Here is a 12,730-nt window from a genome sequence, read left to right as displayed (position 1 = left end):
CTAGGCGCGCCTCTCCCAAACTTCGCAATAAGGACGCCGAGATGGCCGAGAAGCAGGATCGTCGCTCGTTTCTGAAGGCGGCGGCCGCGACCAGCGCGTTGGGCGCCGTCGGCGCGCCGCGCAGCGAGGCGGCGACGCGCGTCACCAATCTTCGGCTCGGCGAACCTCGGCCCTTCTCCTTCGAGGTCCTCAAGCAGACGGCGCAGCGGCTCGTCAAGGAGCCCTACCGCAAGCCCAATATTCCCGCTCCCGAGATCACCTCGCAGATCGATTACGAGAAGTGGGGACAGATCACCTACAACACAGATCACGCGCTTTTCGCCGACACCAAGGAGCGGTTCCCGGTCGAGTTCTTCCATCTCGGCATGTTCTTCAAGAAGGCCGTGCGCATGAATGTCGTCGAGAACGGCGAAGCGCGCGAAGTTCTTTACGATACGAGCTACTTCAACATGCCGGCGGATTCGATCGCGCGGCAGCTGCCGCCCGGCGCCGGATTCGCGGGTTTTCGCATTCAGGAGGGGAAGGACGGCGCGCTCGACTGGAAGAAGAACGACTGGATCGCGTTTCTCGGCGCGTCATATTTCCGCGCGATCGGCGAATTGCGCCAATATGGGATGTCGGCGCGCGGCGTCGCGCTCGACACCTGGCAGGCCGGATCGAACGAAGAATTCCCAGATTTCACTGAAATTTACATCGGCCCCGAGACGGACGACGGCGTCATTCTGCATGCGCTGCTCGAGGGGCCATCGATCGTCGGCGCCTATCGCTTCCTGATGACGCGCGGCAAGGGCGTCATCATGGACATCGACTGCGCGCTGCATTTGCGGGGCTCCTTCACGCGCTTCGGCATCGCGCCGCTCACCTCGATGTTCTGGTTCTCGGAGACCGCGAAGCCGACGGCGATCGACTGGCGGCCGGAAGTGCATGATTCCGACGGGCTGAGCATGTGGACGGGGTCCGGCGAACGCCTGTGGCGTCCGTTGAACAATCCGAACCGGGTCATGGCGTCGGCATTCGGCGACAGCAATCCGAAGGGCTTCGGCCTGATGCAGCGCGACCGCAATTACGACCACTATCTCGACAACGTCTTCTACGACCGCCGCCCGAGCGTTTGGATCGAGCCCAAGGGCGACTGGGGCAAGGGCGCGGTTCAACTCATCGAAATCCCGACCGACGATGAGATCCATGACAACATCGTCGTCATCTGGGCGCCCGAGAAGCCCGCCGTTCCCGGCGCTTCCTTCGAATATTCCTACCGGCTGCACTGGCTCGCCGATGAGCCCTACCCCACCAAGCTCGCGCGCTGCGTCGCGACGAGGCTGGGGAACGGCGGCCAGCCCGGCAAGCCGCGGCCCAAGGGCGTGCGAAAGTTCATGGTGGAGTTCCTCGGCGAGCCTCTCGCCAAGCTGCCCTTCGGCGTGAAGCCCGAACCCGTGCTCTGGGCCTCGCGCGGAACGTTCTCCTATGTCTTCACCGAACCGGTTTTCGACAACGTCGCGGGGCATTGGCGGGCGCAGTTCGACCTGACCGTCGAAGGCGCCGAACCCGTCGAGATGCGCCTGTTTCTCAAGAACGGCGATGAAACGCTTTCGGAGAATTGGCTCTACCAGTATCACCCGTTCTGATCCGCGGGCGATTGACACTTTCGACGGATTAGGGCCAAGACTTCGGTAGTTGCATGCAGACCATCCATGGAAGGGCTTTCCGGCGTCGCTCGCAAAGCCTCTGGGCCGACGTTCATTCGCGAATGCGCCGGGAAATTAGACAATGACGAAGAGAATCACGAAGTGTCGCGTTAGCGGCTCCACCAATCTCGTCTCGGTTCTGTCGCTCGGCGACCAGGCGCTGACGGGCGTTTTTCCGAACTCTCGCGAAACGCCTGTCACGGTCGGTCCGCTGGAGCTCGTCTGGTGTCCCGATTCAGGCCTGCTGCAGCTCGCGCATAGCTATGAAGCGGACGAGATGTATGGCGAAAACTACGGTTATCGCTCGGGCCTCAATCAGTCGATGGTGCGTCATCTGACCCAGAAAATCGCCCATCTCGAGCGTTTCGCGGATCTCAAGCCTGGCGACGCGGTGCTCGACATCGGCTCAAACGACGCAACCTCTCTCAAGGCCTATACGACGTCCGGCTTGACGCGCATCGGCATCGATCCGACGGGCGCCAAGTTCCGCCAGTACTATCCGGACGACATCAAGCTCGCGCCGGAGTTCTTCTCTTCGCAGGCGTTCGAGAAGCTGTCGCCGAAGCGGGCCAAGATCGTCACCTCGATCGCGATGTTCTACGATCTTGACGATCCTGTGTGGTTCGCGCGCGAAGTCGCCAAGGCGCTCGCGCCCGACGGGGTGTGGCATTTCGAGCAGAGCTACATGCCGTCGATGCTGCGGCTCACCTCCTACGACACGATCTGCCACGAGCACATCGAATATTACTCGCTGGCGGTGATCGAAAAGATTCTCGACGCCGCCGATCTCGAAATTCTCGACGTGCAGATGAATGCGGTCAACGGCGGCAGTTTCGCTGTCACCGCAGGCCACAAGAGCGCGCATCGCAAGCGCAATCTCGCCGTCATCGACTGGCTGCTGGCGCAGGAAGAGCGCATGGGGCTGAACACGCCGCGCCCCTACCGCGATTTCGAAGAGCGCGTGTTCCGCCATCGCGAGGATTTGCGGCGTCTTTTGCGCGCTCTCAAGGACGACAACAAGCGCATCCTGGGCTACGGCGCCTCGACCAAAGGCAATGTGGTGCTGCAGTTCTGCGACATCGGACCCGATCTCGTGGAGGCGATCGCGGAGGTCAACCCCGACAAATTCGGCTGCTTCACGCCCGGCACCCACATCCCGATCGTCTCCGAGGCGGATGCACGCGCCATGAAGCCCGACTACTTCCTCGTGCTGCCGTGGCACTTCAAGGACGGGATCCTGGCGCGCGAGCAGGAATATCTCGCCGGCGGCGGCAAGATGATCTTCCCCTTTCCCGAGATCGAAATCGTCTGACGATCGTGCTCGACGTGCGTCGCCGGCGAATGTTTCGCCGGCCGACCTATTTCTTCAATCTCACTTCGTGATGCGCGCTGAGTTCCGGCTGTTGTCGCCTGAAACGCTGCGCCGTCGTCATAGCATAGGCGAGTTTCGCGCGCATATTGCTGAACGAAAAGTCGCAATAGACCTTCTTCATCAGACTATCCATCAGCGCGCGGTCTTCGCCGGCCGGATTAACGAAGCACATGAATTTGCCAAGCTGCATCGCGAGCGGATGGAACTCGTGTCTGATGACGCGCCGCACGTGAAAGGCTTCGACGCTGTCGTGGCCGAAGAAGCGGTTGACGATATTGTAAAAGCCGTCGATCGCGATGCGATAGCGATTGACCATGCCCCCGCTCGCAAATGAATCATTGTCGGGGCGCCGATCGAGCAGCGCGCCCGACAGAACTTTGATGCTCAGGCCGCCCGCCATCAGTTCGAACAGGCGCGCCACATGCCCCCAGCAGCTGCCGACGAATTCTTCGTTGAGAGGGACGCGATTCCAGGTCGAGCGCTTGACGATGATTCCGCCGATGAAGCTGAAGAAAGCTTCGGTGTTGACCGCCTTGCTGAAATAATCGCGGCGGCTGCGCGGATCCGAAAGTTCGAACACCGCGTCGTCTTCGCACGCGACGGTCGGATATTCCGTCCAGCTGTCGTGATAGAAATAGTATTCCATGTGCTTGCAGAGATAGAGATCGCAGCCGCTCTGAATTTCATTCAGGACGCGGCGCAGCGCGCCGGGGCGCATGATGTCGTCGCCGGAAAAAAGCCAGCAATAGTCGCCGGTCGCCGGCTCCACCGACTTCGCCATGTCGCGGTCGATGCCGCCTTTCTGGGGCTGGCGCACATAATTGATGTTGGGGTGCTTGCGCTGGTACTCCGCCAGGATTTCGGCGGTGTTGTCGGTCGAGCCGCCGTCGAGAACGATGATCTCCACCTCGCCGCCGCCGTCCTGAACGAGGATCGAATCCAAAGTCTCCGGTATGAACTTCGCGAAATTATAGATCGGAATGCAAACGGAGAGGCTGGCGGTCATTGACGCGGGGTCCCTTCGCGAGAGCAAAGAAACGCCCTCGCCGAGCTTCAGTCGCGCGGAAGATAGGCGCAAGCGCCGGTTGAAGCAACGCGGCGAGCGACGCCCTTTACACAGTCGGCTCCAAGGCCCGAGTCATTCCCGCGGCGTCGATCTGATAGCCATCGCCCTGCAGCATACCGACGAGCCGCTCGGCGGATTGTCGCCAGGTCTTCTCCGTCGGCGGCGCCTCAGACTGCTTGGCCTCTCTCTTTTTAGAGAGCGCTTCGCGCACGCGGTTCGCGAGCGCCTGCGGGTCAAGGACATCGAAGTAAACAGCCGCGTCGCCGCCAACTTCGCGAAAGACTGGAATATCGCTCGCGATGACTCTTGCGCCATGGCGCGCCGCCTCGATCAGCGGCATGCCGAAACCCTCGACGAAGGAGGGAAAGATCAGGCCATGCGCGCGCGGGTAGAGATGCGAAAGATCGGCGTCGCTCGCATTGTCGAGCCAAAAGAGCCGGCGTCCCAATTCCTTATGCTGTCGAATGCGCCGCTGCAGCGCGCGCGTGTTCCAGCCCGGCCGGCCGACGATGACGTAACGCGCGTCGCAGCCTTCCGACCACAGTCGTTCGAAGGCGTCCAAAGCAACCGGATAGGCCTTGCGCGGCTCCAGCGTGCCGACGCTCATGAAGAAGGGGGTCGGCGCCGAAGCGATCTGCTCGGCGAACTTCGAAGGCGCTTCCTTAGCACTCGCGCGAAAATCGGCGCCGAGCGGCCACCAGCCGATCCGCATATGAGCAGGCTTCGCGAGATGCGTCTCGCGCAGATAGGCGACGAGGTCCTGTGCGACGCTTTGTGAAATGCAGACGATCGCGTCGCAATTGAGCAGCACTTTTTCGAACCAGGGCGTGAAGGGCGCACTGTTCTTCAGAGCGGTGGCCGCCGGGTAACGCAGGGGAATGAGATCATAGAGGCAGCCAATGATTTCTACGCCTGCCTGACGCGCCGCGTTCAGGAGCGGCGGATATTCCTCGACGAAGCCCCACCCGGAATCGAGCAGGAGCAGCTTGTCGCCGGGCTGCAGTTCGACTGCGTCCGGCAAATTATCGTGCCTGAAATGGCCATAAAGCCGTCCAGCCTCGAGATAGACCGGAAGCCCTGCGCCGCTTTCGACGCAGGCGCGCGCGATTTCGCGCACCACGCGCTGGACGCCGGTATGGCCGCGAAATCGATGCGTCGCCGTCATATCGATGAGCAGACGACCACGTTCGGCCGGCGGCGGAATTTCGCCTTCCAGCGGCGTGCGCAGCGCCTGCGCTTTCGCGGGATCCGGCGCGCGCCAGCGTCCATCGTGCAGGCGGCCGAAACCAATCAGACGAGAGAGAGTCCAGTAAAGCTCCAACGCCTTGGCGTAAAGCAAACGAATGCGCGGATCGACGTCATATTGCTCGATGTCGCTCAGCTCGCGATGCAGCTCCTTGAGCAAATAAGCGTCGATCTTCTCCTTCATGCCGCTCTCCAGGCGCAACGGCGCCGCCGCGTTTTACTTGCGTAGCGCATCGTTGCTACGGCAGCTTGGCGATCATGACAATGCACAGGGAGCCCGGACGCGGGCCAAGGGCCTGTCGCGACGGCGCGAAAGCGAGGTCGGCGCTCGTCAGCGGCGTCAGAAGCGCTATAGCGTTCGGCCGATCGCAACTCTGCTCGATGGGGTCGGGAAGATCACGATCTTTCCACCCTGCCCCGATGCGGCGATCACCGCCGCCGCGATGTCCGCCGCCGCTTCGCTGACGCAGCGCCGCAAGAACGACTGGGCGGTCCCTTCATAATTCATGCTCAGCAGGTCATGAGCGCATTGTTCCGCGCGCATGAGCGAAACTTCGGCCAGTGGCGGAACGGGATCGGCGCTCGACAGTTTGGAAAGCCCGTCCAATTCTTTTTCGAGCGCACGACGCGCGAAATCTGGAACAGATGCAAGCACTTGAGCCTCAAAATAGGTTCGAAGCTTATTCGCAGCATCCTCAAAGATTGCGCAAGCTTGGCTGTCCGTCAAAAGCTTTGCACTATTCGCACTCATTCTATGCCCTTTCCGGCAGCCAAAATCTAAGCTTTAAGAAGCAAGCAAAACGAAGCTTTATCGCTCCGCCACGTAGCTCAAATCCATAATTACGGCAAACACAAGGAGACGCGACACGCTTGAGCGCCTAGCAACTGGGGCGAAGCTTCCGCTGCCGCGCCGCCGATTAGCTGACGACGCCCGCTTTTTGGTCGTCTAAAATGCGCGCCTACTGCTGTATTCGACAGATGAGAGCGGCGCGACCTTCGCAGCTTGCGTGAAATGAAGATGCTGACAGCTCGAGATATTCGATTTTCCGTTGCGCCTATGATGGATTGGACGGATCGGCACTGCCGATACTTCCATCGCCTCCTGTCGCGGCGCGCGCGCCTTTATACGGAAATGCTGACCACGGGCGCGGTGATCCACGGCGATCGCGAGCGGCTCATGGCGTTCAATTCTTTCGAGCAGCCCGTCGCCCTGCAACTCGGCGGCTCGGACCCCGCCGCGCTCGCGAAGTCAGCGGCGCTCGTCGAACAATTCGGCTACGCCGAAGTCAATCTCAATGTCGGCTGCCCGTCGGACCGCGTTCAGAACGGCGCGTTCGGCGCCTGTCTGATGCGCGAGCCCGCGCGCGTCGGCGACTGCGTCAAGGCGATGAAGGACGCGGTGGCGATCCCCGTCACGGTGAAATGCCGTATCGGCGTCGATGATCAGGAGCCGGAGCCGGCGTTGTTCACACTCGCCGAGGCTTGTATCGCCAACGGCGCCGACGCGCTGTTCGTCCACGCGCGAAAGGCCTGGCTCAAGGGGCTGTCGCCGAAGGAAAACCGCGACGTTCCGCCCTTGGATTATGCGCTGGTGCATCGTCTCAAGCATGCGGTGCCGGACGTTCCGATCGCCATCAATGGCGGACTGACGCGCATGGAGCAAATGCGGGAGCAGCTCGAATTGGTCGACGGCGTGATGATCGGACGCGCGGCCTATCACGATCCCGCGCTGCTCCTTGACGTCGACCCGCAACTGTTCGGCGAGCCTGCGCCGGCCGCCGATCTCTTCGACGCCGTCGACGCCTTCCTTCCCTACATCGAACGCGAACTCGCAAAGGGCGAGCGGCTCTCCGCGATGACGCGCCATCTCCTCGGCCTCTTCGCTGGAATGCCTGGCGCGCGCGCATTCCGCCGCCGGCTGGCGCTCGAAGCCGTCAGACCAGGGACGGGAGTCGAAACGCTGCTCGGCGCCGTCGACGAGGTGCGCACGGCCATCGCGCGTTTCGCCGAAGCCGAAGCGGCGAAACCCGCCTACCTCGAGCGTGCCGAGATCGCCTGACTTTCAAGCGGCCGAAAGCGCCGCCAGAAGGACGATCTCCGCAAGCTGCTGCGCCGCGCCAAGCACGTCTCCCGTGTAGCCGCCGATCGCTCTTTTCGCGAGATTCGCGACGAAAGCCGCCACGGCGAAGGCGGCGATGATCGCGACGGCGATCTGACTGACGCTCGCGCCCGCGATCCAGGGCGCGAGACCGAAGCCGGCGGCGACGAGCCAGGCGCGAGCCCAGATCTCGCGCGGAGGCGCCGCCACGGCCGCGCCCAACCCATCGACGCGCGCCGGCGGCAGCCAGATCATCGGCGCCGCACCGGCGACGCGCGATAAGGCGCCGCTAAAGACGAGCGCGCCCGCCGCGAGCGTCCCGCTTCGCTCCAGAATCGACGCGAGCGCGGCGACACGCAGCAAAACGGACAAGCACAGCGCCAGAACGCCATAGGCGCCAACCCTACTGTCGCGCATGATCGCGAGTTTCGACTCTCGCGTCGCGCCGCCGCCAAAGCCATCTGCGACATCGGCGAGCCCGTCCTCGTGCAGCGCGCCTGTAGCGAGCACGATGACAAGGATCGCAACGAGCGCGCAAAGGAGCGGAGGCAGATGGCAGATGCGCGCGACGATCAGGCCGCCGGCGCCTATGGCGCTGATCAGCGCGCCGGCGATTGGCAGCGCCGGCGCCATGCGCGCGAAATCAAGCGGCGCATGCGCGCCTTGCCCAAGCGGAAGTCGCGAATAAAACCGCAGATAGGCCAGCACGTCGGCGAGAAGCGAGCGCAGCATCGGTTCCTTTCCGGCTCCTCAAACAGATTTGTCGAGAAGCCGAATTCCTCTCGCAGAGCCGGCGCGTTAAATCGTCTGATTGTAGGCGCCGACCTCGGGATTTTCCCGCAGCACGGCGTCGATCGCAGTGAACATCTCCTTCATGCGCGACTGCGACACGGGGCTTTCGACGACGACGACGAGCTCCGGCTTATTGGAAGACGCGCGCACGAGTCCCCAGGTGCCGTCGGCGACTGTCACCCGCACGCCGTTGATGGTGACGACGTCGCGTATCGGCTGGCCGATGATCTGCGCGCCCTGCGCGCGCATCGCCTCGATGCGCGCCGTCACCTTTTCGATGACGCCATATTTCTTCTCGTCGTCGCAATGCGGCGACATGGTCGGCGAGCCCCAGGTCTTCGGCAGTTCCGCGTAGAGTTCAGCCATCGATTTCGTCGGATTGCGGTCGAGCATTTCGAGGATATGAACGGCGGTGAGCAGCCCGTCGTCATAGCCGCGTCCGATCGGCTCGTTGAAGAAGAAGTGCCCCGACTTTTCGAATCCTGCGAGCGCTTTGCTCTCGCTGACGCGACGCTTGATGTAGGAATGTCCGGTCTTCCAATATTCCGTCGCGACGCCGCGCGCGACAAGCTCCGGGTCCGTCGCGAAAAGGCCGGTCGACTTCACGTCGACGACGAATGACGCGTTGGGATGGACCTTCGAGAGGTCGCGCGCGAGCATGACGCCGATCTTGTCGGCGAAGATCTCGTCGCCATTATTGTCGACGACGCCGCAGCGATCGCCGTCGCCATCGAAGCCGAGCCCGACGCAAGCGCCCGTCTCGCGCACCTTGTCGGCGATGGCGTGCAGCATGTTCAGATCTTCGGGATTGGGATTGTAGCGCGGGAAGTTGTAGTCCGGCGCGACGTCGAGCGGGATGATTTCGCAGCCGAGGCGCTCCAGCGTCTGCGGCGCGAACGCTCCGGCGGTGCCATTGCCGCAGGCGGCGACCACCTTCATCTTGCGCGTGAAAGGCGGCCGGCGCGTGAGGTCGTCGATATAACGCGCGCCGAAGTTTTCAATAAAGCGATAGGAGCCGCCTTCGGCCTCGTGAAATTCGCCCGCGAGGACGATCTCCTTCAGCCGGCCCATTTCCTCCGGCCCGAAGGTGACCGGCCGGCGCGCGCCCATTTTCACGCCCGTCCAGCCGTTGTCGTTGTGCGAGGCCGTCACCATCGCCACGGCGGCGACGTCGAGATCGAATTGCGCGAAATAGGCCATGGGCGACAGGGCGAGGCCGATGTCGCGCACGCGCACGCCGGCGGCCATGAGCCCGCTTACAAGCGCGAGCTTGATAGAAGAGGAATAGCTGCGGTAATCGTGGCCGACGACGATTTCGGGCGCGACGCCCATTTCGCGCAGCAGCGCGCCGAGGCCCATGCCGAGCGCCTGCACGCCCATCAGATTGAGCTCGGCGCCAAACAGCCAGCGCGCGTCATATTCGCGAAAGCCGGTCGACTTGATGAGCGGCGCCTGTTCGTATTCGAACGTGTTGGGGCGCAGGTTCGAGACGGGCTTGGGAAACATCAATGGTCCTTCGCTTGGCGAGCGTCGCCTTGACCGCCATGGCATAAGCGAAAATGCGCCCCGCGCCAAATTCGGGCTTGGGCGACTTCGGGCTTGGGCAATTTCGGGCTTGGGCAATTTCGAGATTGGGCGACTCGGGCTTGGGGATGAGCGCAATTTCAGCTTGCGCAGCGTCCGGGGCGCTCTTAGGCTTTTTCATTGCCGCGGCTATTTTGCTTTTTTCATTTCGAGGTTCGCTATGGCCAAAAAAATCGTTGTATTGGCGGACGGCACCGGAAACGGAATGCTGGTGCAGGTCTCGAACATATGCCGGCTCTCTCAGGCGCTTTGCCTTTCCGATAAGGACCAGGTCGTCAAGTACATTCCCGGCGTGGGCACCGAGGGCTTCAAGCCGCTCGCGATGCTCGACGGCGCGACAGGCTTTGGCGTGCCGTCAAACGTACGCAAGCTCTATCGCTTCCTGTCATGGAACTGGGAGCCCGGCGCGGCGATCTATATGTTCGGCTTCAGCCGCGGCGCGTTTACAATTCGCATGCTGATCGACCTGATCCGCGTTCAAGGCTTGTTGCCGACCGAATTCGCTGGACGGCGCGTGTCGCACCAGGAAATGGTCCGCAACTCGGAAGACGCCTGGCGCGCCTTCTGCGCGCAGGATAATGAACGCAAAAAAAATGTCTGGGTTGCACTCGGATTGCCCAAGCTGCGCGACGCCATCTTGGGCGCCTGGAAAAAGCTTCGACGTCTGCCGAGCTATGCCGAGGTGCAGGCTGCGGCTTCGGACCGCAAGCCTGCCGAGCTCTCGATCGACTTCGTTGGCCTGTTCGACACCGTGGAAGCCTATGGCGTGCCGATCGAAGAGATGCGCGACGTCATCCACCGCTTCGTCTTCCCCATCAAATTCGGCGGCGATCATACGATCTGGAAAAACGTCCAACGCGTACGACAGGCGCTGTCGCTCGATGATGAACGCCTGACTTTTCATCCGATCCGTGTTTCTCTGCTGCCCGGCGACGATACACGCATCCAGGAAGTATGGTTCGCCGGCGTGCATTCCGACGTCGGGGGCGGTTACCCCGACGACATGACTGCTCACTGTCCGCTGGTCTGGATGATTAGGGAGATTCAGACGGCTGCGACCGACAGGGCGCTCACTTTCCACGAGACTTCATTGGCCGAATTCAAGGTGACGGCCACGCCGTTCGGCCCGACGCATGACTCTCGGGCAGGCGTAGCGGTGTTGTATCGGTACGATCCGCGGCAAGTGACCCTGGCCGATCCCAACGGCAATCCCTATTACCGGCCGACCGTCCACCACACGGTCGTCGAACGACTCGTCGATGGAAGCGACGACTACGCGCCGCTGGCGCTCGGAGAGACGGGCGCTCAGCAGGCCCAAGCGGGACCTAGGGGCGCCGACGTCTTCATGCCCGACGGCTCCATCGTGCGCGCCCAGACTGGACCCGATTACGCGCTTGTCCGGCAAGCGGAGTCGACGTTAGAGCCAGCGAGCATACGCAGCGACAGCCAGGAACGCGACTTCGCCGAAGGCGCAATGAAGAGCCTGGACGCGCCCAACCGCGAGGAGATGGAGATCGCCCGCGACTACGTCTGGCTGAACCGAATTGCGTATTTTTTCTTCGTGGCCCTGTTCCTTGCCGTGCTGGCGCTTCCCCTCATTGATCAGACGATCGAGGACGCCGTCGGAACCGTATGGAGCCAAGTGTCTGTCGTCGCGCTGCCATTCCAATGGCTGCTGAACGTGCTCGGCCCCTTCGGCGACGCTCTGTCGCGTTTTGCCTCGGGCGCCGAGAACGCGCTGCGTGGCGTGGGCGACACGATTTTGTCCTTCACGCCGTCCTATCTCTACGCGCATATGAAAGCTGCGCTCAATCATCCGTTCTTCAGCATAGCGCTGGTGCTCGCCTACTTCCTTCTTCGCAATAGGAGCGACGCCTATGAAGACGCCACGCGCTATCACGCCCGACTCGCCTGGAACATTCAAAACGACAAGATCAAGCAAGGCGCTAAAGTCGAACCGAGCGGAATATCCCAATTCGCGCGCGCTATACGGACCTCGCATGCGGCGAATAATGCGCTTGGCGCTGGACGGGCCCTGGCGCCTGCCTTTTATGCGATTGTCTTTGTGTTCGCGCCGGCGCTTCTCGCCGCCAACCGGATCGGCTTCAATTATCTCGCAGGATCCGGGCGCGTTTGCGTGGGTTCAGAGGCTTCAGAATGGGTTTCGAGCGCATCCGCACGTTTCGCCACGAATGACCCCTGCTGGGCGAGCCGCTGGACCGTCGAACGCGGCGGCGTCTATCGCCTGACCATCAGCATCGACCCGGAACGCGATGATCCGTGGCTCGACCAACTGGTGCTAACTGATCCATACGGCTTTGAAGCGAAGGGCTGGGTTCAGACCGCCGGCGTGGCCTTGCGTCGCTGGCCTTCGGCCGCTTGGTTCCATCCTGTGGCCCGCATCGGCGCGCAAGGAGACTCGGAATGGCCGCTCGTTCCGCTCGACGGCGGCGGCGCTCTTTCGCCACGCGGCAAGCGATGCTCAATGCTTCCACTGAATTACAGCGATACTGTCGAACACAAATCTTTTTGCAAGGATCACCCCACCGCCAAGTCCTGTGACGATGGCGTGTCGCTCGGAATTAGCGATCCCCTGCCTTCTGACGAGCTGGACTCCGCCAAGGCGGCGTGGGCGCGAGACAGCTACCCTTACGACGGCAAGAGCTGCAATTCGGCTTTCCCGCGCAAGACCTTCGTGTCGGAATTCGTTGCAAGCGACACCGGAGAGCTGTTTCTGTTCGTCAACGACGCGGCGCATTTCTCCCTGGACGGTCGCAGGCAGCTCTTCTACGACAACAACACCGGGACGGCGAAAGTGACGATCGAACGATTGCCGCGCGACGCGTCGCAAGCCAGGACCGCAAGCGCGCCATGATGCTATCAGCTTC

The 12,730-nt window shown here is 62.2% G+C and carries 9 protein-coding genes; 4 read left to right on the top strand and 5 right to left on the bottom strand.

From position 1 onward, the window contains the following. The first annotated feature begins 41 nt into the window (after positions 1-41). Entirely contained in the window at positions 42-1,625 is a 1,584-nt protein-coding gene (locus AC0X69_RS19275) for an OpgD/OpgG family glucan biosynthesis protein (protein ID WP_482609891.1), read from the top strand. Positions 1,626-1,767: 142 nt separating this feature from the next. Then, positions 1,768-2,997, top strand: coding sequence for a class I SAM-dependent methyltransferase (locus tag AC0X69_RS19270; RefSeq protein WP_482609889.1), 1,230 nt, complete (start codon positions 1,768-1,770; stop codon positions 2,995-2,997). 46 nt (positions 2,998-3,043) lie between these two features. On the opposite strand, the gene AC0X69_RS19265 is transcribed toward AC0X69_RS19270, so the two are convergent. From AC0X69_RS19265 to AC0X69_RS19255, 3 genes are all read right to left on the bottom strand, one after another. After that, positions 3,044-4,063 carry a glycosyltransferase family 2 protein gene (locus AC0X69_RS19265; RefSeq protein WP_482609887.1) on the bottom strand — a complete coding sequence of 340 codons (1,020 nt, stop codon included), beginning with the start codon at positions 4,061-4,063 and terminating at the stop codon, positions 3,044-3,046. Positions 4,064-4,169: 106 nt separating this feature from the next. Next, positions 4,170-5,552, bottom strand: coding sequence for a glycosyltransferase family 4 protein (locus AC0X69_RS19260; protein ID WP_482609885.1), 1,383 nt, complete (start codon positions 5,550-5,552; stop codon positions 4,170-4,172). A 165-nt stretch (positions 5,553-5,717) separates the two neighbouring features. Then, positions 5,718-6,023: a hypothetical protein gene (locus tag AC0X69_RS19255; RefSeq protein WP_482609883.1), complete on the bottom strand. Its 306-nt coding sequence runs from the start codon at positions 6,021-6,023 to the stop codon at positions 5,718-5,720. A gap of 363 nt (positions 6,024-6,386) precedes the next feature. On the opposite strand from AC0X69_RS19255, the gene dusA reads away from it, so the two are divergent. Next, positions 6,387-7,427, top strand: coding sequence for a tRNA dihydrouridine(20/20a) synthase DusA (gene dusA / locus AC0X69_RS19250; protein WP_482609881.1), 1,041 nt, complete (start codon positions 6,387-6,389; stop codon positions 7,425-7,427). Between the two features lie 3 nt (positions 7,428-7,430). Here dusA and cobS read toward each other — a convergent pair whose 3' ends face one another. Beyond that, entirely contained in the window at positions 7,431-8,198 is a 768-nt protein-coding gene (cobS, locus tag AC0X69_RS19245; protein WP_482609879.1) for an adenosylcobinamide-GDP ribazoletransferase, read from the bottom strand. A 66-nt stretch (positions 8,199-8,264) separates the two neighbouring features. Next, entirely contained in the window at positions 8,265-9,764 is a 1,500-nt protein-coding gene (locus tag AC0X69_RS19240; protein ID WP_482609877.1) for a phosphomannomutase/phosphoglucomutase, read from the bottom strand. Positions 9,765-10,002: 238 nt separating this feature from the next. On the opposite strand from AC0X69_RS19240, the gene AC0X69_RS19235 reads away from it, so the two are divergent. Next, positions 10,003-12,717 (top strand): T6SS phospholipase effector Tle1-like catalytic domain-containing protein, encoded by a 2,715-nt coding sequence (locus AC0X69_RS19235; protein WP_482609875.1) that lies wholly within the window; start codon positions 10,003-10,005, stop codon positions 12,715-12,717. Positions 12,718-12,730 lie beyond the last annotated feature (13 nt).

Source organism: Methylocystis sp. Uni0008 (assembly GCF_056838045.1).
The sequence above is the reverse complement of the archived record's forward strand: the minus strand, read 5'-3'. Positions and strand labels throughout refer to the sequence as shown.